Source organism: Chitinophaga oryzae (assembly GCF_012516375.2).
In the GTDB taxonomy this organism is placed as follows: Bacteria; Bacteroidota; Bacteroidia; order Chitinophagales; family Chitinophagaceae; genus Chitinophaga; species Chitinophaga oryzae.
In genome coordinates this window covers 3,938,798-3,965,495 of record NZ_CP051204.2, presented here as the reverse complement: position 1 = coordinate 3,965,495, position 26,698 = coordinate 3,938,798, and the positions used below count along the sequence as shown (strand labels likewise).

The window sequence follows — 26,698 nt, the reverse complement described above, 5'->3', positions numbered from 1 at the left end:
AAAACTAGCATTCTGGTCGCAACCAATAAATTGCGGCAGAAAATGAAGTGCGAAGATCTTTATTTGAGCCAGAATTTCAAAATTTTTTACCACTAAAGAAAATGTAATTATTTTTGCGGCCTAATCTGTAATTCGGAATAAAACAAATATGAGCAACAGAACATTTACAATGATCAAGCCTGATGCGGTAGCAAACGGGCATATTGGAGGCATCCTGAACATGATCAATGCCGCAGGTTTCCGCATCGTAGCCATGAAAATGACGCAGCTGTCTGCAGCCAAAGCAGGCGAATTTTATGCGGTGCATAAAGAAAGGCCTTTCTACGGCGAACTGGTAGAATTCATGAGCAGCGGCCACATTGTAGCAGCTATCCTGGAAAAAGAGAATGCAGTGGAAGATTTCCGTAAACTGATCGGTGCTACCAACCCTGCCAACGCAGAAGAAGGTACCATCCGGAAAAAATACGCAGAGTCTATCGGCCGTAACGCCGTTCACGGTTCCGACTCTGATGAGAATGCTGTTATCGAAGGCGACTTCTTCTTCAGCGGCCTCGAAAAATTCTAGTCTCCGTTCATCGGAAAGCAGAAAATAGCCTGGCAAATGCCAGGCTATTTTTTTGTCCCGGAAATTCGATATTTTTTAAATACAATTTATTGATATTCATTAAATTAAATCATTTCACTTAAATCCTATATTTAGATAATCGGACTTTTGACGCCACCTACACGACAAAACGGAAAAACAGCTTGATTTTCAAGCCCCGAAATGCCGTATACCAGGCACGGAAAGTATACTTTGATTCGAAAAAACACAAATTACAATTAATTGATTTTAAAATATTTGTACAAACTAACTTAAACCAAGTCAGTAAACAGAAGCCTATTTTTCCATTTCTACCACCACATCATCCTGCTGGACCATATTTCCCTCCCCTAACAATACCGCCTTTACCTTTCCGTTTCGGGTAGCCGTTACCGTGGTCTCCATCTTCATTGCCTCGATAATAAACAACGGCATGTTCGGCGTTACCGTCATCCCTGCGCTCACCAACACCCGGGACAAACGACCAGGCAAAGGCGCCCCGATCTCCACCGCCGGGTCCACCACCTTCCGGTTCACCACCGCCACACTCTTCACCGCATAGTCCCGCACCTGCACCCGCCGTGCATACCCGTTCAGTTCAAACACCACCGTCCGCATCCCGTGCTCATCAGGCGGTAATACATACAACAGCTTCACAATGATGGTCTTCCCCTTGCTCAGGGTGATCAGTATCTCTTCTCCCTGCTTCAACCCATAGAAAAAGGCCGGCGTCGGAATAGCCTCTACGTTGCCAAACACCATGGCATGCTGATAGTACTCGTCAAACACCTTCGGGAACATCTGGAAGCTCAGGTAGTCGAGGAACTCCGCATGAGGGTACTTCTGCCGGAACGCCGCAAAGTCCGCCTCAAAATCCACCGGCGGCAGTTGTGCGTTGGGACTCCCTTCTATCTGCTTGTCTCCTTTCAGCACAATCCGTTGCAGCTCAGCAGGAAAGCCGCCGTAAGGCACTCCCAGCTCTCCCCGGAAAAAACCTTTCACCGAAGCGGGGAACGCCAGGTTGCGCGACCCGTCCAGCACATCTTCCGCAGTCAGCTGGTTGCTGGTCATGAACAATGCCATGTCGCCCACCACCTTGGAGCTTGGCGTCACCTTCACAATATCGCCGAAGAGCTGGTTGACCACGGCATAGTTCCGTTTGATCTGCTCCAGCTTATCTCCCAGCCCCAGCGATTCTGCCTGCTGCCGCAGGTTGGAATACTGTCCGCCGGGAATCTCGTTCTCATAGATCTGTGCGGTGCCCGCCTTCATATCCGACTCAAAAGGATAATAATATTCCCGAACATCCTCCCAATAGTTGCTGTGCTGGTTCAGCGACGCGAGGTTCATCTGCTGGCCACGCGGGTGCCCGTCCATAATGGCAATCAGCGAGTTAAGGTTGGGCTGCGACGTAAGTCCGCTCAGCGAGGCGATGGCCGTGTCCACCACGTTCACCCCGGCCTCGATGGCTTTGAGGTAGGTGGCCGACTGCACCCCTGCCGTATCGTGCGTATGCAACACCACCGGCAGCCGCACCGCTTCCCGGAGCGCCCCGATCAATACCGCCGCGGCTTCCGGCTTCAGCAGCCCCGCCATATCCTTCACGGCCAGCATATGGGCGCCGGCATCTTCAAGGCGACGGGCCAGGTCCGTATAATATTGCAGCGTATATTTATTATTGCCCGGCCGCAGTACATCGCCGGTATAGCTGATGGCCGCCTGGGCAATAGCGTTGGTACGTTCCCGTACGAAACGGATACTCGGCGCCATAGCCTCCACCCAGTTGAGCGAATCAAAAATGCGGAACACATCGATGCCGTTCTCAGCAGCCTTTTCTATAAAGATGGCTATCAGGTTTTCGGGATAGGCCGAGTAGCCGACCGCGTTAGACCCGCGGAAAAGCATCTGCAGCAGCATGTTAGGCATGGCTTTGCGCAGCAACTGCAGCCGCCGCCACGGGCATTCATGCAAAAAGCGCATGGCCACGTCAAAGGTAGCCCCGCCCCATACCTCCATGGAAAATATCTCCGGGTTGGTTTTGGCGTACGCTTCGGCTACGGCCAGCAGGTCCTTCGTACGGACCCGGGTGGCCAGCAGGCTCTGATGTGCATCCCGGAAAGTAGTATCTGTAAAATAGACGGGCTTCTCATCGCGCAACCACTGCACAAACTGTTCCCTTCCCATTTGCTGCAGCCGGTCTTTCATACCGGCAGGATACGGCTGCAGCGGTTCGCTGACCGGGACCACCGGCGTACGGAACACCTTGTTCTCCGCTTTGTCTTTTATATCAGGGTGACCGTTCACCGTTACATCCGCCAGGTACATGAGCGTCTTGGTGCCGCGGTCCCGTATCTGCGACAGTTTAAACAGCTCCGGATGATGGTCAATAAAACCGACGGTACAATTCCCCCTCCTGAACACATCATTGGTGATCACATTCTCCAGGAAACGGATATTGGTCTTCACCCCTCTGATGCGAAACTCCCGCAGCGTACGGTGCAATCGGCTGGAGGCGCCTGACAGCGTGCGGCCCCAGGCTGTCACCTTTACCAGCATGGAGTCAAAGAACGGAGAAATCTTTACCCCGGAATAAGTGCTGCCTTCATCCAGCCGTATGCCGAAACCACCGGCATTGCGGTAGGCGATCACCGTTCCGTAATCAGGCTTGAAATTGTTCTCCGGATCTTCTGTGGTAATACGGCACTGGATAGCGAAGCCATTGAGCCTTACATCGTTCTGCCCTTTGAGGAATATCTCCGGGTCGGACAGCCGGTGTCCCTGCGCTATCAATATCTGTGAACGCACGATGTCGATACCGGTTACCTCTTCGGTAACGGTATGCTCTACCTGGATGCGTGGGTTGACTTCTATAAAATAAATACGGTGCGCTTTATCTACCAGGAACTCTACGGTACCGACATTGTTAAACCCAACCTTATGGGCGAGGCGTAAGGCGTACTCATACAGTTTGTCGCGCGTATGTTGCGGCAGATTGGGCGAGGGCGCTATCTCCACCACTTTCTGGAACCGCCGCTGCACGGAGCAGTCCCTTTCGTAGAGGTGTATAATATTGCCGTGCTGGTCACCCATCAGCTGTACTTCAATATGTTTGGGATCTTCGATGAATTTCTCGATGAAGATGGTGTCGTCGCCGAAAGCTTTGGCGGCTTCGCTGCGCGCTTCCAGGAAAGCTCTTTCCAGCGCCGGTTCTTCCGTCACCATACGCATCCCGCGGCCGCCACCGCCGGCGGCTGCCTTCAGCATCACCGGAAAGCCTATACGCCGTGCCTCCTGTAAAACAACGGCCACGTCTGTTAGCGGCACCTGGCTGTCAGCGATCAGGGGCACCTCCGCTTCGCGGGCAATGACCTTGGCCGCTACTTTATCTCCCAGCTGCGCCATTATTTCCGGCGAAGGGCCGACGAAGATGATCCCTTCCTCCCGGCAGCGGCGGGCGAACTGCACATTTTCACTGAGGAAGCCGTAGCCGGGATGGATAGCGTCCACCTGTTGCGTTTTTGCCAGGTTGATGATCGCCTCAATATCGAGATAAGGCTTCAGCGGCTCATCATCGCGACCAATCTGGTAGGCCTCGTCTGCCTTGTAACGATGCAGCGAATAACGGTCTTCATACGTGAACACGGCGATCGTCCTGATACGCAGTTCAGCCGCGGCCCTGAGCACCCGCACGGCAATTTCGCCACGGTTGGCCACAAGCAGTTTGTTTATTTTTCTGAAAGCGGGGGCAGACATAACAAGATTTGGTTGTGATAAATGACTGGGTGTGAATAAAGACTGGTATCATTAAAAATAGGATAAAACTTTTAACTTGCCTCAATTATGTGGGAATCATTCCGGAAACTATTTAAAGGATATATGAAGCTGGAGCGGTCACTGTCGGATAATTCCATAGAGGCCTATCTGCGCGACGTAGAGAAACTGGAGCAATACCTCCAGGCGCATGGCGGGGAGAAACTCCGCCCGCAGGACATCACCCTGGCAGACTTACAGGGCTGTGTACAATGGGTGTCCAAACTGGGTATGACCCCTGCCTCCCAGGCGAGGACCATCTCCGGTATCAAGGCCTTTTATAAGTTTTTGCTGCTGGAAGACATGACCAATGAAGATCCCACCCAGTTGCTGGAAGCCCCTAAACTGCAGCGTAAGCTGCCCGACGTACTGAGCTTTGAGGAGATCGAAAAAATTATCGCGCAGGTAGACCTCAGCACCCCCGAAGGGCACCGTAACAAGGCCATCCTGGAAACCATGTACAGCTGCGGCTTGCGTGTCAGCGAAGTCATTAACCTGCAGATCACCCAGCTGCATATGGACGTAGGCTTTATCCGTGTGGTGGGCAAAGGCAACAAGGAAAGGATGGTGCCCATCGGCCGCGATGCAATGCGGCATATCGAGACCTACCGCCGGCATGTTCGTATACTCCTGCCCGTTAAATACGGGGAAGAAGATACGCTGTTCCTCAACCGCCGCGGCGGCCCCCTTAGCCGTGTGATGATCTTCCTGGTCATCAAGGAGCTGACCAGGCTGGCAGGTATTGAGAAGAACGTGTCTCCCCATACGTTCCGCCACTCTTTTGCCACCCACCTGGTGGAAGGCGGTGCTGACCTGCGGGCGGTGCAACAGATGCTGGGGCACGAAAGCATTTCTACCACAGAGATCTATACCCATCTCGACAGGGAGTACCTGCGTGACACCCTTTCCCGCTATCACCCCCGGTTTTAAAACAAACAGCCGCCCGAAGGCGGCTGGTACACGATAAAAAAGGGGTCAAACAAAATATGTTGAAGGAGCATCAAACCAATGCGTTGCTCAGATGCCACTGTTCGCGTTTCTTCCGGCTTTTACCGGAAAGCATTTTCATATCCTGGAGCCATCCCTGTATCTGGCCGGACGCCCATTTCATCATGGAAGACCGGTAAACCAGGTTGACACAGCTACAGGGTGGAAGGTCCTGCCTGTCCGGCGCCGTAGCATGCGTTTCGTTTTCTGCCAGCACTATCCTGTCATGATGATATATGCGGAAATAGACGTCTGGCCCCATATGCCGGCGGCCTTGCCTGACAGGCTGCAGTGCGCCGTGGTACAGGTCTTTCCGCGAAAAGCGCAAAGTATAACGACCATACTCATTGGTAAAGGCGGTCCCTATCATTTTGCCGGAGAGGGCATTATACGCTTCCACCCGGAGGCTGGGCGACGGCTCCTGCCCTGTTTCCCGGTGTTGTTTGACAGTACCCGTAATCACCCAGGCGCCGGCTTCGCCACGGATAACGTTCCATATGTCGGATGGCACCACGTAAGCGTATGCGCCGATGTAACCGGTTGTGCTGCGTTTCCAGTGCAATACCGCTTTACAAAGGTGAAAATTGCGGGGCAACCGGATGCCGGTTTTGCCAGGGAGCGTATCGAGGCAGAGGTCCAGCTCGAGGGGTTCTGTAAAAAGATGTTCCTGTTTCCAGGACAGGGTGAAATTACCCTGGTCGTCCAGCGCAGCTTCCGCCAGCAGGCGGTCTGCTTTCATCAGTACTTCTTTGGCAGACAATGGTTGCAGGTCACTGAAAATTCCTTGGGAGTTGGCGACCGGGTAACGGGGGTCCGGCAGGTAAACACGTATCCGTGCATTTGCGAGGGGCTCAATGCAATCGTCACAGATAAGTGCAGAGATGTTTCCAATTAACAGGTAACTCATGTTTTTTTGTTTTAATGGGGTGGTGACAGAAACCCGCTGCATACTATACTTAAAAACAAACATGGTAGAAAGGCCCTATAGTGCTGACAGATCCGGGGCGTATAACGCCCGTGCTGATTGTTCGATCCGGTTGCTGGTGCAAAGATTAACAACATCAGGATGGTAGTCAAGCGTTGTAAACCTGAAAAAACGGAATGCGTATTTATACGCATTTTTTAGTGGCTGTTACGTTATTTCAGTGTTAGCCGTTAACCTCTGTTCAGCCTCAGTCCACGCCCCTGCTGCTTTTTGTATTCCGGCCCCGTTTGAGGGGTGAAAACCCTGTTGCTCAAACGATCTTGCAAACGTGTAATATTGTAATAATTTTACCCCAAAACCTTAAACTACCCACAATTATGAGCGATTCTACAAAGAGACCAGTTCCTGCCGATGCAGGAGGCTTCATTTCCAGGGCGGAGATGGAGGAATTATGTAAGAACCATGACGACGAGCATGCCCAGCAGAAATCGATGGGCACTCACGTAAAGGCCATGTGTTTTGGTAAAGACAAAGTACTGGAACTGCTGAATCAGCCGGACTGCACTGCACTGAGAATTTACTACGGTCTGAAGATCGACACTGACGGTGACGGTATCAAAGAAAAGAAAATGGTGCTGGTGGCCGTTGACAGTGAAGGTAACGACATCCTTCCGCCGGCACGAGATCCTGCCACCGGTTCCGTTGCCAAAAGCATGTCCAGCGCCCTCATTCTTGACCAGGGCCTTCCCTGCCCTAACTACTGCTCCGGCGGCGGTACTAAACCACCCACTCAATAAAGGAACATCGTGAATCTGAATATATTCCTTGGTATATTTTACACTATGATGGGGATCGAAGCATTAATTTTGATCCCCTTCCTGTTAAAATTCAAGACGTTGGACGCTCCCGGCAGATGGATGTGCTACTATATCATCAGTAGCGTGTTTTTCGCCCTGGCCTCGTCCATAATGGCAAACCTCAAGATAAACAACATGTGGTTGTTCAGTGTGATGAACTTCGTACAGTTCGTCATTCTGTCCTTCTTTTACTGGACGATCATTAAACACCCTACCGTCAAACTAATCATTACCTGGCTCCCTATTCTGGTACTGGGACTTTGTATCGCCGATATCCTGAAATTTGAAGGCTTCAAGTCCTACAACTCTATCAGCGCCGGACTGAAATCCGGTATCATCATCGCCTACGGCGTTATCTTCTTTCTGCAGCTGCTGACAGACAAGGAAATCATGGAGAATGCAGTGTATATCAATACCCTGTCGGTATTCTGGTATAATTCCGGCATCTTCATTTATTTCTGCAGTTCCTTCCTCTTCTCCATCAGCTATAACCTCATCCAGGCACAGGAGGCGGAAGCAGCTATCAAACAGAGCATGGTACTTACGCTGATCAGTATCAATTATGTTGTTGCTATAATTAACATGTTTCTGCTGTATATTGGCCTCACAAAAACTAAAAGGTTAGGGTATGCAGACAATTGATATTATTGTAATCGGTACTACAGTAATGTTAATCCTTGGGGTGATCGTGATATTGCTCGTGATGTTTCAGCAAAAACAGGTCATACAACATAAACTGCTGATCAGGGACAAGGACCTCCAACTGCAACGGGAACGGCTGGTGGCCGTATTACAGGGCCAGGAGCAGGAACGCAAAAGAATTGCAGAAGACCTGCATGATGAAGTAGGCGCGCAGTTGTCTGTGCTGAAACTGAGCATCGGCGGTCTGATGCCCCTGCTGAAAACCGGCAACGGCGAAGCGGAAAGGCTGAAGGAAACCAAAGACTTCACTGACATTATCATACAACAGCTCCGGTTCATCTCCCAAAGCCTGCACCCCCAGGCGCTGGAAAACCTCGGTCTGGCCCATGCGCTGGATTCGTTCTGCAGCCTGATGAACAAAAACAAAGCGGTAAAAATCCATTTCCGGGTAGCCGAAAACCATCACCCCGTGGAAATGGAAAAAGCGCTCAACGTATACCGCGTGGTACAGGAACTGATCAACAATATCCTCAAACATGCGGCAGCGACAGAGGTCACCATCACTTACCAGACCACCCCTTCCCTGCTGACCATCACTGTAGCAGACAACGGCAACGGCCTGCTGCTGCCATCTCTGGACGCCAACAAAAAGAAAACCGGAAGCCTCGGCCTTAAAAACATCGAAAGCCGCCTTAATATAATCGGCGGAAAGATTAACTTCGCCGCGGGCGATCCTAAAGGTACGCTCGCCACTATTACCGTAGAAAATTATCAGGCTTAAGTACAGAATAGTGAATGGATATGTTGTTTTATTACTAAATTGCCATCCGGTTTTGTTGTACCCATATGTAACAACATGACTTACAGTAATTTATTAACAAAAAAATAATTTATTTCTCTATAAACTGTTCACTATGGCACACATTAAGGTGGCTATTGCTGACGATCACAAGATCTTCCGCAGTGGGGTGATCAACACACTGGTACCGTATGACAATATCCGTTTCGTATTTGAGGCGGACGATGGCCTGCATCTGCTGCAGCATATGGAACAACATCAACCGGATGTGATACTGATGGACCTGAAGATGCCTAACATGGACGGCATTGAGGCCACCATTAAAGTAAAAGAGAAGTATCCCGACGTGAAAGTGATCATCCTCACCATGTACGAAGATGACAATTTCATCGTTCACCTTGTGGAGAACGGCGCCAATGCCTATTTGCTGAAAAATGCAGATCCGGAAGAAATCTATGAAGCCATTTGCACCACTTATGAGAAAGGCTTCTATTTTAATGAAAATGTAAACCTGGCTTTATTAAAGAAAGTCCTGCACAAGAATAAGCAACAGTTTAAACCGACACTCAAAAACGAAATACAGCTCAACGACCGCGAACAGGAGGTGCTGAAGCTGATCTGCCAGGAACTCACCACACAGGAGATATCCGAACAGATATTCCTCAGCCCTCGCACGGTAGAAGGCATCCGCCAGAAACTGCTGGAAAAGCTGAACGTAAAAAACAGTGTGGGCCTTGTGTTATACGCATTCCGCAGCGGATTAATCGAATAATGCCATCCCTTTTCCTTTGCCACCAATTATACACTACATATGAAAACTGTCAGAAACCTTACGGCATCAGCCGCTGTCATGCTGCTGTTATATGCCGGCACCTCTGTAGCGCAAGGTATTAAAATGCCTGCACCCAGCCCGGGCCAGACTGTAAAACAAGACTTCGCCCTCTCCAGCGTGGAACTGAACTATTCCCGCCCGGTAAAAAAAGGCAGGGTGATCATGGGCGATATCGTTCCCTACAACAAAGTATGGAGAACCGGCGCTAACTCCCCCACCATTATCACTTTCGGGGAAGACGTAAACTTCGGCGGCAAACCGGTAAAAGCCGGCAAATACGGCCTGCTGACCATTCCCGGTGCACAGCAGTGGACAGTTATCCTGACCAGCAGCCTCGATGTAAGCAGCCCCGCCGCCTACAAACCAGAAAACGACATTGCCCGCGTACAGGTAAAACCCGTAACACTGGCGGCGCCACAGGAAAGCTTCACCATCGGCTTTGAAGATGTGAAAGAATCCGCCATGAACCTGGTGATCAGCTGGGATAAAGTAAAAGTACCGGTGGCGATCACCGCCGACATCCAGGATAAAATCCTCGGCCAGATCGACGCTGCCATGGCTGCTCCCGGCGAGAAAAAACCATACTTCCAGTCTGCCGTTTATTATCTCGAGCACAATCTCGACATCAACAAAGCCAAAACATGGATAGACGCTGCTGCAGCACAAAGCCCCGAAGCATTCTGGGTTTGGCATCAGAAAGCAAAAATCTATGCGAAAGCCAAAGACAAAAGCGGCGCTAAAGAAGCTGCCCTGAAGTCCATCGAACTGGCAAAAGCTGCGAAGAATGACGACTACGTAGCACTGAACAACAAACTGCTGGCCACACTCAAATAATTTTGACTCCGGCTAACAATATGCGACTTATAAAAAATGCCCCGGGTATCTTACCCGGGGCATTTTTTATCGTCTGATAACAGGAATGGTCCGCGCCTATCCGGCGATAGTTTTTTGTTTCACGAACGGTTGTATCATCAAAGCGAATATCACTACCAGCACACAGCCGATGGCATTGAGCCAGAGGAAGGACACCTGCTCGGTCCCGTACATCGCCAGCACTACCGCTTCTGCTGCAATAGCCGCCCAGAAAGTGGCGGTACCGCCCACCCGCTTCAGGTAGAAGGCCACCATAAAGATACCGAGCGTAACGCCATAAAACCAGGAGCCCAGCACGTTCACCACTTCTATCAGGCTCCCCAGCCCGCTGGCAAACTGCGCTACCACAATACAGAACACGCCCCATATCAGCGTCCATAATTTGGACACCCGCAGATAGTGCTCCGGAGAGGCGTGACCGTTATACAGCCGCTGATAAATATCGATCACCGTTGTAGAGGCGAGTGAGTTGAGGGCCGCGGCAATACTTCCCCACGCCGCCAGGAAGATAATCGCGATCAGCAGGCCCACCAAACCTTTGGGCAGATTATTCACCACGAAATGCAGGAAGATGTAATTGGTATCGTTGGTATCTGCTGCCGGATCGGCTTTTTTCATTAACGACAGCGCGGCTGATCTCACAGACTGCGCCTGTTCATCCGTCTGTTGCAATACTTTTTTGGCTGTCGCCGCCGCTGCGGCGTCTTCCTGTTCCAGCGCCGCTGCCAGCTGTTTTACCTGCTGCTGTTTCTGTGTGGCCAGCTGGTTGTACCTGCTTTCCAGCTGCTCCAGCGCCGGCCCATGCGCCGTGCCCCTTACCCGCGCCAGTTGCGCTTCATTAAAGAATATCGGCGCACGGAAATACAGGTAAAATACAAACACCATGGCGCCGATCAGCAGGATGAGAAACTGCATCGGCACTTTCACCAGCCCGTTCATCAGCAGGCCCATACGGCTTTCCTTTACGGACCGTGCGGTAAGATAACGTCCTACCTGCGACTGGTCCGTTCCGAAGTACGACAGCGCCAGGAAAAAGCCGCCTATCACCCCGCTCCAGATATTGTATTTGTCGTTCCAGTCAAATTTGGTAACGATGACATTCAGCTTTTCCATTTTACCGGACACCTGTAACGCCTGTTTAAAGCCGATGTCCGCAGGCAGCAGGTGAACCACCATCCAGCCGGCGAGGAACATACCGCCGAAGATAATGGCCAGCTGCAGTGTTTGCGTATAGGCTACCGCACGGGTGCCGCCCGCTACGGTATAGATGATCAGCAACCCGCCCATGATCATATTGGTCCAGTACAGGTTCCAGCCCAACAGCGAAGACAGGATAATAGAGGGCGCACAGATACTGATACCGGTAGACAGCCCCCTTTGTATCAGGAAAAGGGAGGATGTCAGCGTCCTGGTCTTGAGATCAAAACGTTTCTCCAGGAACTCGTAGGCCGTATATACTTTCAGCTTGTGAAAAATCGGGACAAAGGTGATACAAAGCACCACCATGGCCAGAGGCAGCCCGAAGTAGTACTGTACAAAGCGCATCCCGTCAGTATAAGCCTGACCGGGCGCGGAAATAAAAGTAATGGCACTGGCCTGCGTGCCAATGATAGACAACAGTACGATGTACCAGGGCATGGACTGGTTGCCGAGAAAGTAGCTTTCCATATTCTGCTGTCCCCGGCTCTTCCAGACCCCGTATAATATAATGATGGCGAGTGTGGCAATCAATACCACCCAGTCTAATGAACTCATGAATATGTTTTGGTGAATAGATAGAAGAGGATGATCAGTAAAGCCAGCCAGGCGATCACCAATGCGTACCAATATCCCCAGGTGGGAAACAGTGGCGGTTTCTCTTCTTCCGGACCTGTAGCCATTTAAGAATTTTAAAGGTTTAAAATTTTAAAAAGAATCACTTGTCTGAGCTCCTGGACCACAGGCTGCCGGTCAGCAATCCCAGGCCGATGCCAATCAACAGTCCAACGTGGACCCTTTTTATTCCAAATCCAATGAACAGCCCCAGCAGGATACAGAGGATCGCTGCTATTCTCATCCGGGGGCGGTTCTGTTCGTGTTTACCAGCCATTAGTTTAGTGTTTCACAGAAATGAGGTTCACGAACAAACGATAAGCGCCCGGCACGCCGGCAGGCAGCTCGCGGAAAAACGCCAGCCCGGTGTATACATACCTGCCTTTGCCATACTGCGCCACAATTGTGGAGCCGTCCATCGGCGATTCGCCTTTATCGTTCATCGCAAATAATTTCTCGTATGCTTTGTCAATGTTTGTGGGGAAATATAAACCTCTCTCCTGTACCCAGCCGCTGAAATCCTCGCTGGTGATCTTATTGGGATAATGCATCACCGCGTTGTCAGGACGCAGAAAGGTCACCGCCGCGTTTTCGTCTGTCACGCGGTCACGGGAAAGGCTAAACGGAAATGGTCCCAGGTTTGTCGTCACCAGCGGATTGTTCACATTATACTGTACCAGCAGGGTGCCTCCCTGGTGAACATAGTCCATCAGCTGGCTTTGCCAGTACTTCATGCGGGGGTTGGTGTTGTACGCTCTCACACCTACGATAATAGCGTCGTATTGCGACAGCTGGTTGCCCATAATTTCCTTTTCGCCCAGTTCTGTTACATCATAGCCCACCTGACGGAGCGAAGCTGCCACCAGATCGCCGGCGCCGGGAATGTACCCCAGTTTGTTGCCGTTGTGCTTCAGGTCTACTGTCACCAGTCTCGCGGAAGCCTCGGGGAACAGGGTGATCAGTGGAATATGATCGTAGCGGATATGCTGGATGCTTTGCGTGTATTCCTTACCGTTACAGCTAACCACTACCGTGAATGTATCTACGTGGTTGGTGGTAGCTGCTGCCACCGGGTGAATGGTAAAACGCAGTTCCTGCTCGTCGCCTTTCCTTTCCAGCCGGAACGTCTGGTTGCCTTCTTTCACGGCAAAGCCGGAGGGCAGCCGCAGGCGCACATTACCGGTAACGCCGTCGGCGGAAGCGGCGAGTTTCACCGGTACAGTTTGCGGCTGGTTGTTGGTGAAGATGTACACCTGGTTGTTCAGGTTGGCTACCACCGGCGGCGTTATCACCAGCGGTTCATACAGCTCCCCTTTTACGGGATCGGTGTATTTATATTGCAGGGGACGTTCTATCAGGAATTCCTGTCCGCCTATTTGCAGGTAAATACGTGCTGTTAGCGGCTGCGTATTTTCCGGGTTGCCTACCTGCTGCGGGTCGGGGATGGCATAAGTGCCCAGCGGATGGTTTTCTGCCAGCCAGTAGGGCTGTGAGATTTTTGCGTCAGCAGGAACGGTCAGTGACTGGGAAATGCTGTTGAATTTGTTGTAAGAAAGCTCCCTGGCGCCGGCGGCATCCGGTTTACCGGGCAGGTCTATTTTACGGAGCTGTACCGGGAAATGTCCGCGGTTGATCAGCTGTACCGTGGCTTCCATATTGTATCCCGGCACTACGGTGGGCGTGGCGCTGTAAGCTTCCGCCCATAATCCGGCACAGGCGTAAATCAGTTGTTCTGTTTCTTTCAGCTTCAGGTTGCGCCAGTAGCCTTCCGGCAGCGCCTGGATGGCTTTGCGGATACTGAGCAGCACCGGCACGGAGGCGGCGGGATCTTCCAGGTTATAATCACGGATGGCCTTATCTACCATAGCGCCGATGGCTTCGCCCCCGGCAACGCGCGACCAGGAGGTATTAACGCAGTCAAGCAACTGTTGACGGGGGGCATCTCCCTTGATGGTCATGAAATATTCCATGCTGGAGCCTCTGCCGGCGGGTACGCCGAAGCCCTGGCTCTTATGCTGGGAGCGGCTTTCTGCTGCTATTTCGCCATAACCTTTACCCAGCAGGTAGTTATAGGCGCCAACGTCTATTTTGAACTGGTCTTCCGAAATGGTGTTAGCGGAACCGAAATTAAAGGTGTTCCACAACAGGCGTGTCGTTTTCCAGGGTTTTACGTATGGCAGTTGTTCAGGGTATTGTTTAGGGTCCGCGGCGGCGGCGAAGGCTTCCGCGGCCAGCATGGCGGAGGCGGTGTGATGCCCGTGCCCGGCGCGGCTGTCGGCCGGAAAGCGGCAGATGATCACATCCGGCTGGAATTTGCGGATCATCCATACCACGTCGCCAAGGATTTTTTTCTTGTCCCAGATGGTGAAAGTTTCAGCGGGATTTTTGGAGAAGCCGAAATCCTGCGCCCGGGTGAAGAACTGTTCGGCGCCGTCGGTACGGCGGGCAGCCAGCAGCTCCTGAGTGCGGATAAGGCCCAGCAGTTCGGACTGCTCATTACCGACGAGGTTCTGGCCGCCATCACCGCGGGTGAGTGACAGGTAACCGGTACGGTACAGTTTTTCCTTGGCCAGGTAGGCCAGCAAACGGGTGTTTTCATCATCAGGATGAGCTGCGAGGTACAACACGCTGCCCAGCGTGTCCAGCTTTTTGAGTTGAAGCTTAATGTCGGCGGCATTCCAGACGGGCGACGGCTGCGCCATGGCAGGGACGCCGGCTGTCAGTGCGATCAGTAAAGCCAGTGCGGTGCGGATTTTTAGAAACATGTAGTCAAACGTGATTTACAGGTCGCCAAAAATAGCAATAAATTCACGCGAAGGAAGATATTAATGGTTGAACGGCGAATAATACACCAAACAAATAAACAAATAAAAAAGGTCCCGGTGTGTAACCGGGACCCTACAAGCAAAAACCAACCAGCTTGCAAAAACCAATTGTCAACAAAGGCGGTTTAGATTAGTTGTATCCTTCGTTTTGCTGGTGGCGTATATTCGGATTGGCATCCAGCTCCCTTTGAGGGATGGGTAAGATTATTTTTGGTCCGGGCAAAGCCACGGAGATGGTTCTGTCACTAGCCAGGTATTTTACAAAGGGTGTCCCGGTGCGGGCAAGGTCAAAAAGCCGGTGTCCTTCAAAGGCAAGCTCCTTGCGCCGTTCCAGTGCGATGGCATCCTGCAGCGCTTTTCCGCTGGCGGTTACCGGTGCTGTTCCCGGATTGGCCCGCAAAACAATATCGTTGAGCGCCTGCCGCGCCTCTGCATCCCTGCCGAGGCGGCCGAGGGCTTCTGCCCGGATCAGGTACAACTCCGCCAGCCGCATCACCTTAATGCTTTCCGCAAAAGTGGTGACGTCTTTATACTTGGTGATGATATTGGCGGGATTTTCTCCCCCATTGCCTGCCCGTTTATCGCGTTTGATAAATCCGAGCCGGACATCTTTCTCGTTGTATACGTTCCGCAAGTTATCGGTCGCCAGCACGTCTCCGTAGGCCGACTGGTTGAACATCGCACTCAGCGCGTCTGTGCTGCGGTTGTCTACGGATGTGTTGATCACTTCAAAGATCGTTTCGCTGTTGCCCGCCTGGTTAAAATCGCTCACCGCTTTGTCTGTCGGCAGCAACTCGTATTTGCGGCTGCTGACTACCTGGCCGGCGGCGGCTTCGGCCCCTTCCCAGTCGCCCTTATAGAGCAGCACCCTGGCCAGCAGGGCTTTGGCGCTGTAACTGTTGATCCGTCCCGAACTGAAAGCGGTGCTTCTGCTGTCATTAAACAGGCGGATGGACTGATGGAGGTCCCGGATGATCTGCGCATAAGTATCTTTTACACTGCTGCGGGACGGGGACTGTACCACTTCCACGTCCGTGAAGGTGGCCAGCGGTATGCCCATATGCGATGCATCGGGCGTATAATTGTACGCCTGGGCATACAGCCGGGCGATATCGAAGAACACCAGTCCGCGCAGTGCGTAAGCTTCCGCTACGATCTGCATGGCTTCTGTACTGTCGGCTGCAGAAGGCGCCAGCGCTACGGCCGGTCCTTTCTGTATGATCATGTTGGCGTTAGCTACTACGGCGTAGAGCTGGTTCCAGGTATCCGTGATGTACGTATCGTTCGCCGTCACAATGTACTGGTCCAGATTACGGTACCTGTTACTGTTGAGAACACTGATGTATTCATTGTCTCCCCGCAGGTCGGGCAACAGTAACATGGTGCGTCCGTAATAGTTTTCATTTTGCATCAGTGAATACACCCCGTTGATGGCGGCGCGAAGGCCTGCCAGGTCTTTGATAGCATGGCGTGTTTCCGTTGCTGCCGCAGGGTCCTGGTGAAGGAAGTCCTTACTGCAACCGGTAACCAGTGCAGTGACCAAAACCCAGGCAATATGTTTATATCGTTGCAACATGCGTGTTAAAAGTTAACGTCTACTCCAACGAGGAAGGTTTTAAAAATCGGTGGCCGCTGGTCGTAGTCCCCGGTGACGGGCACTTCCGGGTCCATCGTCAGCTGTCCGTCTTTTACGAAAGTCCATAGATTATTACCTCTGAAGTATACGCGTGCTTCGCTGAGCCTGGCTTTGGACAGCCATCCTTTCGGCAGGTTGTAAGCCAGCAGCAGGTCTCTCAGGCGGACAAAGCTGCCATCGTAAAGGAAGCGGGAAGAAGCCTGGTTGCTGAGGCCTGTCTGTGTGCCGCCATATACGACTTTCGGGATGCTGGTCACGTCTCCCGGTTGCTGCCAGCGGTGTTCATATATCCGCCGCGAGAGTTTGGAGGTAGCGCCAAAACCGCCGCTGCCGTCCGATTCTGTAAAAGAGCCCCAGTTGTCGTACACCAGGTTGCCCCAGTTATAAAAGAACTGAAAGCTGAGTTCAAACCCTTTGTAGGCGAAGTAGTTGGTAACGCCTCCGTAGAATTTAGGGAGGGCGCTTCCCTGGTTAAAGCGCTGCGCTTCGCCGTATACTTTTGTGGTGGCGGTTTTGCTGGCGTTGGTATACCATAGCGCCTCTCCTGTTTGCGGATCGGCGCCGGCATAACCTACCAGGAAAAACTGGTAGAAATCGCCGCCGACTTCCCGTTTATAGATGCTGGTCATCGGGTTGTCCAGCCGGGTGATAGTGTTCTTTAAGGTAGAGAAGTTAAAGTCCGTGCGCCATGAAAATGATTCCGGGTTGTCCGGCAGTATGTTGCGCGTACTGAGCGACACTTCCCATCCGCTGTTACGCATCTCGCCGTTATTACGGAATACCGTGGTGATCCCGTTGGTGGACGACACCGGTACGTTCAGCAGCAGCCGGGAAGTAACCCGGTTATAATATTCAACGGTGCCGGATATACGATTTTTCAGTACCGCAAAATCGACGCCTGCGTTGAAGGGTTTGTTCTGCTCCCATGTAAGATAGGGATTGGGGTATTGTCCTAACACATACCCCGGTTTCCCTTCATAATCATTAGCCGGATTGTACAGCGACAAAGAGGCGTAATTATCAATAGCCTGGTTCCCGTTGCTGCCGTAGCTAGCACGTAACTTTAATTCGTTGATACCGGGAACATCATGCAGGAAGCTTTCCTTATAGATATTCCAGGCGATGCCGACGGACCAGAAATTGGCGCCGCGTTTCTGCGCGCCAAAGCGGGAGGATGCATCCCTTCTGATGGAGCCGGAGAGGTAATATTTTTGCTGATAGTCGTATCCTGCGTTGAGGAATACGCCTGTCAGGGAATTGGCGACGTTGACCGAACTAATGGATTCGGGCTTGGAGGCATCGGCGAGTTCGCTTTTGCCGGGCAGGAAGTTGGTGGCGGAAGCGCTGTTGCCGGTATTACCGGTGCGTTGCGCCTCAAATCCTGCAAAAGTGTTCAGGCCATGCTGGCCCCAGCGGTGCTGGTACCGCAGGATACTGGTGGATACCCAGTTGTTCCACAGGCTATTGTTGACATAAGCCCTGCCATTGGTATTTCTGCCGTCGCCAAAGGCGGGCGGATAGAAGGAATTGCTGCGGGCATAATTCAGATCGAGGCTGATCTTGGACTCGAGCGACAGGTCGCCGGTGATATTGTATTTGGCGCCTGCACCGGCCAGCAGTCCGTAAATGGAGCCGGTCCGGGTTACTTCCGTGAGTACCGCGATCGGGTTGAAACTATTGTTGTAACTGAAGTCGTACGAGCCGTCCGGGTTATATACTTTCAGCCAGGGTTGCATGCGGGCGAGGGAACGGACCGGGTTGGCCAGTAGTCCCACATCCCCTACTGCATTGGCTTTCTGGTATACCAGCGACAGGTTGACATTAAAAGAGAGCCTGTCGGTAGCCTGGTTGCTCAGATTAAGTTTGCCGGTCATCCGCTGGTAGTCGACCCCGCGGAGGGCGGATTTGGAGTCATAGAAGCCGCCGGACACATAAAAGCGGGTTTTGTCTGTTCCGCCGGCGGCGGAAAGATTCGCCTGCGTATAGCCGCCGGAGCGTGTCAATAACTTTGTCCAGTCGGTATTGACGGTGCTGTCGATGCCACGGGCCTGTAGTTCCCGTATAAAACCGGCTTCCCCGGTGCCATCGTTTTTGTTGTACCATCCTTCCCGCAGTAGTTCCATCATCTCGCGGTTGTTGAGCGGATAATTGCTTTTGGGGATGGTAAGGGTGTTTACCCCCTGTTGTGCGCTGAGGCTGATCCGCGTGCGTCCGGGACTGCCTGTTTTGGTGGTGATGAGGATCACCCCGTTGGCAGCGCGGGAGCCGTATATAGAGGCTGCCGCGGCGTCTTTGAGCACGGAGATGGAAGCGATATCAGCGCTGTTGATACCGGCTAATGAATTCACATTAAAGTCGGTGAGGTCGTCTGTCACTACCGGTACACCGTCCACTACGTATAGCGGAGTGCTGCCGGCAGTGATAGAGCCTATGCCACGGATACGGATGCTGGGCACCGATCCGGGCTGACCGGAACCATTCAAGGATTGAAGTCCCGGGACATTTCCCTGTAAACTTTCCTGGAAGCTGCTACGGGGGGCTTTGTCATACAAGGCCGAACTAACCATAACAGCTGAACCTGTCAAAGAACCTTTTGTTTGAACGCCATAAGCCACTACTACTACTTCATTCAGTCCTCTGGCGTCGTCCTTCAGGACGATATTCAACATCGATCTGTGACCGATCGCTATTTTCTGTTCTTCATAACCGATAAAAGAGCAAACCAGTGTTCCCGTTGGAGGGGCCATCATCCGGAACTGCCCGTCAGTGCCGGTGGTTGCGCCTTTATTGACGCCGGCAATCCGGATGCTTACCCCTGGCAGCGGGTGGCCGGTATTGTCGGTCACCTGACCGCTGACGACGATATCCGGGATAGCTGCCTGCGCACCGGGTACGATGGCTATAAGGCCATCGGTCAGCGGTTTGTAAGTGAGCCCTGTTCCCTGCAATATGCGCCGGAGGGCTTCCTCTGCTGGTTCCTCTTTCAAGTCGATAGTAACCCGTACATGTGCGGGTATCAGATCGTTACGATATACGAAACGATAACTACTTTTTTTCTCCATCAATTTTAACAGGCGTGTCAGCGGCATTTGATCTGCTTTCACCGATATCCGCTCACTTTGACCAAACACGCGGCCTGTTATATGCAAAGAGGTAATCAGAATAATAAAGGACACCAGTTTCATTAGCAGTACAACATTTTCCTTATGTATGTGCAAAAGGATGACAAAATGTATGTTTTTTTTGCATACATTTAGGTTGTTAAAGGTCAATAAAACGACGACAGTACTACATTGCCAAGTGAAGCTACCTGCCGTTGGATCTGAACAAAAGGGTAAATGTTTGCAGCATTTGCCCTTTTTTTATGCCAATGGTACCTTTTCTCTTTTGTCAGACATAATTGTGCTACTGGTTGATAAATACCTCGTTGCCTTTTATCTCGCAACGGAAAGATGATGTAACCTTCAGCGCCTCCAGAATCTGAGGCAACGATTCATTTTTAAAGGTACCGGTAAACCGGTATGCCTTCAGTTTTTTATCCGCCAGATAAACTTTCACTCCGAACCAGCGTTCCATTTTCAGTGCCACGGACGCGAAGCTTTCGTTGTCAAAGACCAGGACGTTGTCACACCAGGCGGTTTCGTTGATCAGGTCGTTCTGCCCGTTCATTTTCACCTGTTCCACGCTGTAACCCAGTGTGGGTTGAGCATTGCCATCCTGTGTATGTCTGATAATAAATTTCTGATTGGGTTGTAGCTGTATGCGGCGTTCCTGGTCGTTGGCCGGCACTACTTCCACCGATCCGGAGATCAGGGATGTTTCCGTCTGTTCCTCATTGGGATACGCTTTGACATTAAAAGCGGTGCCCAGCACGTTGACCGCCATGCGGTCGGTTTTTACCACGAACGGGTTTTCAGCATCTTTAGCGACGTTGAAGTAAGCTTCCCCGAGAGGTACACTTCCCTTTTCTGCTGCGTGTTCATATCGCGCTGATAGGTGATGCGGCTGCCGCCGTTGAGCCATACTTCCGTGCCGTCCGGCAGGGTAGCGCGGGACCGGGAACCGTTCCGGGTCTGAATCTCCGCCATTTCCGCCGGCGCTTTAGGCGTTGTCTTGCTGTTGAGCAGAAAAAGACAATACCCGCCCAACAATACCACCAGTGACGACAAGGCTACCAGTATTCCTGCCCTGCCTTTACGGTGACGTACGTTGCTCTCTGCCGGCTGTTCCGCCGCGGCCAGGTCGTTACCGAGCCGGAGCAGGTGTTTTTCCAGCGCCAGTTCCGTTTTTTCTGCCCATGCCGGTGTTGTTTCCGGTACAGGCATGTTGCTGAGCACCGACACCTGGTACCGTAACTCCGGATATTGCACCAACAGCTCCTCCAGCTCGCGCAATTCAGCCATAGAGGCTTCGCCCGATACCTTTCTTCCCAGCAATAACCAAATTCTTTCCTGTTCCATGTCGTTGATGCAAAAGCATGATTGTAATAGAAGGACATGCAGATTTTCAAAATCTACTATTCCCTCCTGAAATTTTTTTTAACTTTTTTTTAGCGGGAGAAATGAAGGTGGACGACTTCACTGATTTTTTTCAGCGCCTGCGCCATATGCACATCGATGGTGTTCACTGAAATGTCCAGTATCTGCGCCACTTCCTTGTACCTGAGGCCGTCCTCCCGGATCAGTTTAAAGATCATTTTCCGTTTGGGGGGAAGCTGATTGATGGCTGCCTCTATCTTTTTGACCATTTCCCCGGAGATAAATATCTGTTCCGGCGTGGCGTAACCGCCGCTGATATCCACTTCCAGTTCGTCGAGACTGAAATGCTGGGTCCTGGAAGCGCGGGAGAGGTAATTCAGGGAGATGTTTTTGGCCGAGACGTACAGGTAGACTTTAATATTCTGGACCTGCAGCAGCCGTTCCCGGTTTCTCCATATGTTCATGAATACGTCGGAGGCTACTTCTTCGGCCGATTCCCATGACTTGACGATGGAGAAGGCAAACTGGCTGAGTGGTTTATAGAACAAGCGGAACAGGGCCTTGTAGGCCTGTTCGTCGCCCAGCGACGCAATGCGTTCCACCAGCAATTGTATATTCGCTTCCTCCCTCAATTTGGATGGCCGGTTATTTTCAGGTTGATTGAGATACAATGGCTAAAGATAATCAGGAATCGTCAAAATCCCGCTACTTTTTAAACATAAAATACACGGCTCCGATAAGAAAGGCAAAAGAAACCAGGTAATTCCAGCGGAGCGGTTCCTTCAGAAAGAACACGGCAAAAACGCTGAAAACAGTGAGGGTGACCACTTCCTGAATGGTTTTAAGCTGGAAGCCGCTGAAACCTTCCTGGGCGCCCAACCGGTTGGCCGGCACCATAAAACAATATTCAAAGAAAGCGATGCCCCAGCTGATCAGTATCACCTTCCACAGGGCCGTATCCTGATGTTTGAGATGTCCATACCAGGCGAAAGTCATAAAGGTGTTGGAAATAAGAAGCAGGATGACCGTGCGCATAAACTAGCTGTTAATTTTTTTTTCTTCTGTAAGGGAGCCCGGTGTGATCAGTGGTAACACCGCATGATGCAGGAAAGTACCTCTGAAAGTGGCGAACATGACGCCTCTCGCGGTGGAGAGTGCTGTACTATGAAGTGTTTCTACGAGATCATCCGGCATGTCCGGCTGACCGGCCGCATTGAGCCTGACCACCTCCGCAAAGTTACTCATGGTAAAAGTGCAGTTGATGGTGATGCTGCCCAGCGGACTGGCAATATTTTCATGGTGCACACCGATGGTCACTGTTACCAGTACCTGGCTTTTTTCATCGTCTGCCTTACTGGTGATGTGCACATCGAAATGAAAGCTTTCGAACGGCGGGTGGTCTCCCGGATAATGCAGGGAGCTGTCCAGCAGGTCTATCGATAGCAGGACCAGGTGCTGCGGTCCTGTTTTTGCCGGTGAAGATCGTTTAGTCATGAGCGTAAATTGGCAATAAATTCGGATAATGCCATTCTTCCGTTTCAGGTGGTTCCGTTAAAATGGTACTGCATGGCAGCAAACATCAGCAACGATCGGCCTTATCAGCGAATGTTTGTCACCGGTGAAAATGAAATACTGTCTGCCGGGATATTCCCGGAGCGGACGGTCAGCCGCACATCCCTGACAACGCGGGGTTGTGCCGGCGAAAAGAAAGTAGCCACCGGTACTTCCAGCGCTATGGCTATTTCAGACAGTGTATCGATGGTAAAATTATGGGTGCCGCTCAGCCAGCGCGAGATCTCAGACGGGTTTTTGCCCATCCGGGCGGCCAGCTCCTTATTGGACATATGCCGGCTGTCCATGATACCGGCTATACGGCCCGCCAGCACAAAGCGGGTTTCCACCTGCAGACTTTCCAGCGGTGTGATGCTGGCCATCACATCGGCAATAATTTTACTGCTGTATTTCCTGGCGCCCTGATGATTGTTTTCCATTTGTTCTAATTATTTTCCATCTGTTCCAAATGATGAAGATGTAGCCGGACAGCGGCTGCCTGCTTTTGCTCCTGTCGTTTTCCGCTGTCCGCAACGATGATGAAGTTTCCCGCGGGTAGCGGCTGCTTACCACGGCGCCTATCCTTTCTCCTCTGCCCTGAACACCAGGTTTCCCTGTAGCCGGGCTTCCTGCGCCGACCAGTAGATATCTCCCGTGCGGATTTTACGGCGGATATCCTGTGATATACGGGCCAGCATTTTTTCCGGCACTCCCTCCCCGCCTCTTCTGCCTGGCCTGGGCATGCCGCCGCCTACGATCAGGGCCGCAGTGCCCACCCGGTAACAATACAGCCGGAGCTTTTTCTCCGGGTGATCAAACAACACACAAACCCCGTCCCGGGGCATACCCCGGTCCACTTTAAAGAACCTGTTCTGCATCCCGTACCTGTTTCCAATATAAGAAAGATACTGGGTAATGCTCCTTATTTCCATGGCATGGTCCCTTACATGCGCCTTCACAAAATGTTCAAACAACGTCAGATTGTCGTCCGCAATCATAACAGAATAAATACCAGCGCGCTTCCCGGAGAATTGCTGCATCTCGATGATTTCGTAATTCACTTAGATCAGTTGGGTTTAACGATGTCAGATAATGGTTGATTGATGTGACAGCTATTATATATGACAGCTATGATGTAACCTTTTTAGATAACGTTTATGTGTCTTTTTCCCATTCCGTCAAAACCAGGGCTTTGGAAGAAAGAGCCGTTTCCGGCTCTTTTTCTGGGGCTTTAACAAACGGACATGGATAAAATAAAAAATTCACTCAGATGCGAATACAGTAACAAATGTAGGGAACTTTTTCAAACTGAAAAAATATTTATTGCCTTATAACTCATTTTTTCAATAAAATATTTTCATTTAAATATTGAAAATATACTTATAAAGCAACTTCATTCACATACAGGCATAAAAAAAGGGGGGCCGAAAAAGCTCCCCTGAGATCAAACCAAAATGGGTTTCCATTTTAGGATGCTATTGAATTGTTGGATGCTATACAGATTATTGTTCCAGCTTGATTTCGCCAAGATCGGTAGCTTTACCATCCTCTACTTTAACATCCTTGATAACGGCGCTTTTATAAGGCGCTTTACCTACGATGGTGATGGTATAAGTACCAGCTTTGGCAGCCGGAATAGCGAAAGCGCCCTGTGCAACGGCACCTTTCAGTTTTTCAGTACCGTTGTCCGCTTCTACTTCAGCAGCGCCGTCGGCAGGTGTAACTTTACCGCTGATGGAACCGCCTTCAACAGTACGGAGAGAATCCATACCTTTTACGGAGTCCATACGCAGGGAATCGTTACGGAAAAGAGAGTCCATCCTGGACACAGAATCAACACGGGAGAAGGAATCTACGCGGGTGAAAGAATCGATGCGGGCAACAGAATCAATACCGGCGATGGAATCGATGCCGGAGATAGAGTCAATGCCAGCGATGGAGTCGATACCAGCGATGGAGTCGATACCAGCGATGGAATCCAGACCCATCAGCGAATCTATCCCGGTGGAGAGAGAATCAAAACGTGCCACTGAGTCAACAGACATCAGCGAGTCCATTTTAACTGAAGCGCTATCCAAAGACCTTACAGTCGTTGCATCAGCACTTTTAAACGAAGACATCCCTACTACCATAGCGGCTAAAGCGAGCATTCCTGTGATTGTTTTTTTCATGGCATTCAATTTTTTGTATGGTTAAAATAATGATGACAACTGTGCAACCGGCTGGTTGTGCATGATTTTTGCGATACTGCACCAATTCATTAACCGGCTGTATACTAACAATACATTCGACAATGCGCTTACCATTAGTGAAAGAAATGTTAAAGACAAAAAATTCCGGAAATACTGAATGCGAAGTGATTAAAATTTATCTTCGCACTGGCGGAAACAAAAGATCAAAGCATGTTGCAACTAAGTAACGACGAAATAGTAAAAGGCATCAGAAGCAGGAATAAAGCGGTGTTTGAAGCAGTCTTCAAGCAGTTCGCTCCTTCCATGTATAATATTGCCTTTCGCTATGTAAAAGATGAAGATGATGCCAACGACATGGTGCAGGATGTATTCCTCAATTTGTGGAAAGGTGCGGAAAACCTGGATGAAAGGGCCCCCATCAATCATTACCTGGCCCGTGCTACTGTCAACACCTGTCTGAACCGCATCAAAAAAGAACAACGGAAAGAAGTATACGCAAAGGAACAGTTACTCACAGCCGCTCCTGCGGAGACCTCTCATTCCATGCTGGAACACAAGGAACTGGAAGCCCAGTACCGGTCGGCCCTCGATAAGCTGCCGGACCAATGCCGCCGCGTCTTTGAAATGAGCCGCCTCAAAGGCCTGTCCCCTGCGGAAATCGCAGAACAGCTGAACATCTCTATTAATACGGTATATGCCCACCTTACTACCGCACTGAAAAAATTGCGGGTGGTACTGATCAACAAAGAATAAAACAACCAGGATTTTTTTTGGGTTCCACTAATGGTAACACATTTTCCGATTGTATAGTTAATAAGTAGCCATGAATAAGAAAACTGATATAGATATAGTGATCCGTTACCTGGAAGATCCGGACAACGAGCAGCATAAACAGCAGCTCAATGACTGGATACAGCAGGACACCGCTAATCTGGATATTTTTCTGGATATGAAAGCGATGTGGCAGGGAGATCCGCTCCCGGCAGCATCTGCCTTCGACACCCAGGGCCAGTGGCTACAACTGAATGCAACCCTCGACGCCCTGCCATCCACCACTACCGACAACACCGCTGCACCTGCCGCCCCCCGCAGTACCCGCGTCTTTCAGATGAAAGGCCGTTACTGGTGGGCCGCCGCTGCCGTACTCGCCGTCGGCCTTACCTGGACCTGGTTCGGCCCCGGCAGCTATAAAACCATCACCACCGCACAGAACCTTGACAGCCTCCACTTGCCGGACGGCTCTATGGTATATATCAATGCACACAGTACTGTACGCTACTCCCGCACCTTTGGCAAAAACAACCGCCACATCAAAATAGACAAGGGAGAAGCTTTCTTTGACGTCGTGAAAAACGATGCCCTCCCCTTCACCGTAGACGCGCCTGACGTAGAAGTAGAGGTACTGGGCACCGCCTTCAACGTAAAAGCAGCCGGCTCCGGCGTGAAAGTGTTCGTACAGTCCGGGAAAGTAAGCGCCGCCTATAAAGGCAAGGGCACCGATAAAAAAGTGATCCTGACACCCGGTCAGGAAGCGTCTCTCGCCCGCCATGGCAGCACCATCGACACCCGGTTTTATAAGAAAAACAATAACATCCTGGCCTGGAGAACAAGGACCCTCACCTTCGATGACGCTCCGCTCACCGAAGTAGCTGCTGCCTTGTCCGACTTCTACCATGTACAGGTAGACATCAGCAACCAGCAGCTGAATGACAAAAAACTGCTGGCCACCTTCCCCAATATGCCGCTGGAGGAAGTGCTGGACATTATGCGGAAAACACTTCAAATCAATATCACCCGTAAAGACAACCTGGTAGAAATCTACTAACCGGCGCCCGACCCTCTTGCTTATGCAGCATGCTATGCTACAGGCGCCGCGCTCTTATACCAGGTCTAGGT

The 26,698-nt window shown here is 51.2% G+C and carries 24 protein-coding genes and 1 pseudogene; 9 read left to right on the top strand and 16 right to left on the bottom strand.

Annotated elements, in window-relative coordinates; translation table 11 throughout:
- The first annotated feature begins 148 nt into the window (after positions 1 to 148).
- Positions 149 to 565, top strand: coding sequence for a nucleoside-diphosphate kinase (locus HF324_RS16425; RefSeq protein WP_078672485.1), 417 nt, complete (start codon positions 149 to 151; stop codon positions 563 to 565).
- A gap of 315 nt (positions 566 to 880) precedes the next feature.
- Here HF324_RS16425 and HF324_RS16420 read toward each other — a convergent pair whose 3' ends face one another.
- Positions 881 to 4,336, bottom strand: coding sequence for a pyruvate carboxylase (locus HF324_RS16420; RefSeq protein WP_168860290.1), 3,456 nt, complete (start codon positions 4,334 to 4,336; stop codon positions 881 to 883).
- A gap of 87 nt (positions 4,337 to 4,423) precedes the next feature.
- Here HF324_RS16420 and xerD point away from each other — a divergent pair, with 87 nt between their 5' ends.
- A complete protein-coding gene (xerD, locus tag HF324_RS16415; protein WP_168860289.1) occupies positions 4,424 to 5,323 on the top strand; it encodes a site-specific tyrosine recombinase XerD in 900 nt (299 codons plus the stop codon).
- 70 nt (positions 5,324 to 5,393) lie between these two features.
- Here xerD and HF324_RS16410 read toward each other — a convergent pair whose 3' ends face one another.
- Positions 5,394 to 6,287, bottom strand: a complete 894-nt coding sequence (locus HF324_RS16410) for a hypothetical protein (RefSeq protein WP_168803505.1) — start codon at positions 6,285 to 6,287, stop codon at positions 5,394 to 5,396.
- Positions 6,288 to 6,682: 395 nt separating this feature from the next.
- On the opposite strand from HF324_RS16410, the gene HF324_RS16405 reads away from it, so the two are divergent.
- The 5 genes from HF324_RS16405 to HF324_RS16385 all read left to right on the top strand — a co-directional run bounded on the left by HF324_RS16405 (position 6,683) and on the right by HF324_RS16385 (position 10,269).
- Positions 6,683 to 7,102, top strand: a complete 420-nt coding sequence (locus tag HF324_RS16405; RefSeq protein WP_168860288.1) for a hypothetical protein — start codon at positions 6,683 to 6,685, stop codon at positions 7,100 to 7,102.
- A gap of 45 nt (positions 7,103 to 7,147) precedes the next feature.
- Positions 7,148 to 7,804 carry a hypothetical protein gene (locus tag HF324_RS16400; RefSeq protein ID WP_143313191.1) on the top strand — a complete coding sequence of 219 codons (657 nt, stop codon included), beginning with the start codon at positions 7,148 to 7,150 and terminating at the stop codon, positions 7,802 to 7,804.
- Positions 7,791 to 8,585, top strand: coding sequence for a sensor histidine kinase (locus HF324_RS16395; protein ID WP_078672479.1), 795 nt, complete (start codon positions 7,791 to 7,793; stop codon positions 8,583 to 8,585). Before HF324_RS16400 ends, HF324_RS16395 begins: the two co-directional genes overlap by 14 nt.
- Before the next feature lie 133 nt (positions 8,586 to 8,718).
- On the top strand, positions 8,719 to 9,375 hold the full coding sequence (locus HF324_RS16390; RefSeq protein WP_078672478.1) for a response regulator transcription factor: 657 nt from the start codon (positions 8,719 to 8,721) through the stop codon (positions 9,373 to 9,375).
- A gap of 39 nt (positions 9,376 to 9,414) precedes the next feature.
- On the top strand, positions 9,415 to 10,269 hold the full coding sequence (locus HF324_RS16385; protein WP_168803502.1) for a DUF2911 domain-containing protein: 855 nt from the start codon (positions 9,415 to 9,417) through the stop codon (positions 10,267 to 10,269).
- 96 nt (positions 10,270 to 10,365) lie between these two features.
- Here HF324_RS16385 and HF324_RS16380 read toward each other — a convergent pair whose 3' ends face one another.
- The 14 genes and pseudogenes from HF324_RS16380 to HF324_RS16325 form a co-directional block, all read right to left on the bottom strand.
- On the bottom strand, positions 10,366 to 12,063 hold the full coding sequence (locus HF324_RS16380) for a sodium:solute symporter family protein (protein WP_168860287.1): 1,698 nt from the start codon (positions 12,061 to 12,063) through the stop codon (positions 10,366 to 10,368).
- Positions 12,060 to 12,188 carry a hypothetical protein gene (locus HF324_RS33630; protein WP_258539539.1) on the bottom strand — a complete coding sequence of 43 codons (129 nt, stop codon included), beginning with the start codon at positions 12,186 to 12,188 and terminating at the stop codon, positions 12,060 to 12,062. Before HF324_RS33630 ends, HF324_RS16380 begins: the two co-directional genes overlap by 4 nt.
- Before the next feature lie 35 nt (positions 12,189 to 12,223).
- Entirely contained in the window at positions 12,224 to 12,397 is a 174-nt protein-coding gene (locus tag HF324_RS16375) for a hypothetical protein (protein WP_168803500.1), read from the bottom strand.
- Positions 12,398 to 12,401: 4 nt separating this feature from the next.
- Positions 12,402 to 14,885, bottom strand: coding sequence for a PIG-L family deacetylase (locus HF324_RS16370; protein WP_168860286.1), 2,484 nt, complete (start codon positions 14,883 to 14,885; stop codon positions 12,402 to 12,404).
- Between the two features lie 190 nt (positions 14,886 to 15,075).
- Complete coding sequence (locus HF324_RS16365) at positions 15,076 to 16,488, bottom strand: RagB/SusD family nutrient uptake outer membrane protein (RefSeq protein WP_168803498.1); 1,413 nt, start codon at positions 16,486 to 16,488, stop codon at positions 15,076 to 15,078.
- A gap of 38 nt (positions 16,489 to 16,526) precedes the next feature.
- Positions 16,527 to 19,643: a SusC/RagA family TonB-linked outer membrane protein gene (locus HF324_RS16360; protein ID WP_168860285.1), complete on the bottom strand. Its 3,117-nt coding sequence runs from the start codon at positions 19,641 to 19,643 to the stop codon at positions 16,527 to 16,529.
- A 343-nt stretch (positions 19,644 to 19,986) separates the two neighbouring features.
- Positions 19,987 to 20,157: a DUF4974 domain-containing protein gene (locus HF324_RS33865; RefSeq protein WP_258539552.1), complete on the bottom strand. Its 171-nt coding sequence runs from the start codon at positions 20,155 to 20,157 to the stop codon at positions 19,987 to 19,989.
- A gap of 276 nt (positions 20,158 to 20,433) precedes the next feature.
- A pseudogene (locus HF324_RS33860) lies at positions 20,434 to 20,669 on the bottom strand (FecR family protein); the annotation flags it as partial.
- Positions 20,670 to 21,130: 461 nt separating this feature from the next.
- Positions 21,131 to 21,691 carry an RNA polymerase sigma-70 factor gene (locus HF324_RS16350; RefSeq protein ID WP_246269563.1) on the bottom strand — a complete coding sequence of 187 codons (561 nt, stop codon included), beginning with the start codon at positions 21,689 to 21,691 and terminating at the stop codon, positions 21,131 to 21,133.
- A 73-nt stretch (positions 21,692 to 21,764) separates the two neighbouring features.
- Positions 21,765 to 22,094, bottom strand: coding sequence for a DMT family protein (locus HF324_RS16345; protein WP_168803494.1), 330 nt, complete (start codon positions 22,092 to 22,094; stop codon positions 21,765 to 21,767).
- 3 nt (positions 22,095 to 22,097) lie between these two features.
- Positions 22,098 to 22,553 carry a hypothetical protein gene (locus tag HF324_RS16340; RefSeq protein WP_168803493.1) on the bottom strand — a complete coding sequence of 152 codons (456 nt, stop codon included), beginning with the start codon at positions 22,551 to 22,553 and terminating at the stop codon, positions 22,098 to 22,100.
- A 104-nt stretch (positions 22,554 to 22,657) separates the two neighbouring features.
- Positions 22,658 to 23,050 (bottom strand): helix-turn-helix domain-containing protein, encoded by a 393-nt coding sequence (locus HF324_RS16335; protein WP_220100763.1) that lies wholly within the window; start codon positions 23,048 to 23,050, stop codon positions 22,658 to 22,660.
- A 138-nt stretch (positions 23,051 to 23,188) separates the two neighbouring features.
- Complete coding sequence (locus tag HF324_RS16330) at positions 23,189 to 23,671, bottom strand: hypothetical protein (protein WP_168803492.1); 483 nt, start codon at positions 23,669 to 23,671, stop codon at positions 23,189 to 23,191.
- A 441-nt stretch (positions 23,672 to 24,112) separates the two neighbouring features.
- On the bottom strand, positions 24,113 to 24,781 hold the full coding sequence (locus HF324_RS16325) for a carboxypeptidase-like regulatory domain-containing protein (RefSeq protein ID WP_168803491.1): 669 nt from the start codon (positions 24,779 to 24,781) through the stop codon (positions 24,113 to 24,115).
- 231 nt (positions 24,782 to 25,012) lie between these two features.
- Here HF324_RS16325 and HF324_RS16320 point away from each other — a divergent pair, with 231 nt between their 5' ends.
- Together HF324_RS16320 and HF324_RS16315 are read left to right on the top strand one after the other, a co-directional pair.
- The gene (locus HF324_RS16320; RefSeq protein ID WP_168803490.1) at positions 25,013 to 25,555 is read left to right on the top strand and encodes an RNA polymerase sigma-70 factor; all 543 of its coding nucleotides are present in this window, start codon (positions 25,013 to 25,015) and stop codon (positions 25,553 to 25,555) included.
- 70 nt (positions 25,556 to 25,625) lie between these two features.
- Positions 25,626 to 26,627: a FecR family protein gene (locus HF324_RS16315; protein ID WP_168803489.1), complete on the top strand. Its 1,002-nt coding sequence runs from the start codon at positions 25,626 to 25,628 to the stop codon at positions 26,625 to 26,627.
- The last annotated feature ends 71 nt before the right edge of the window (positions 26,628 to 26,698 follow it).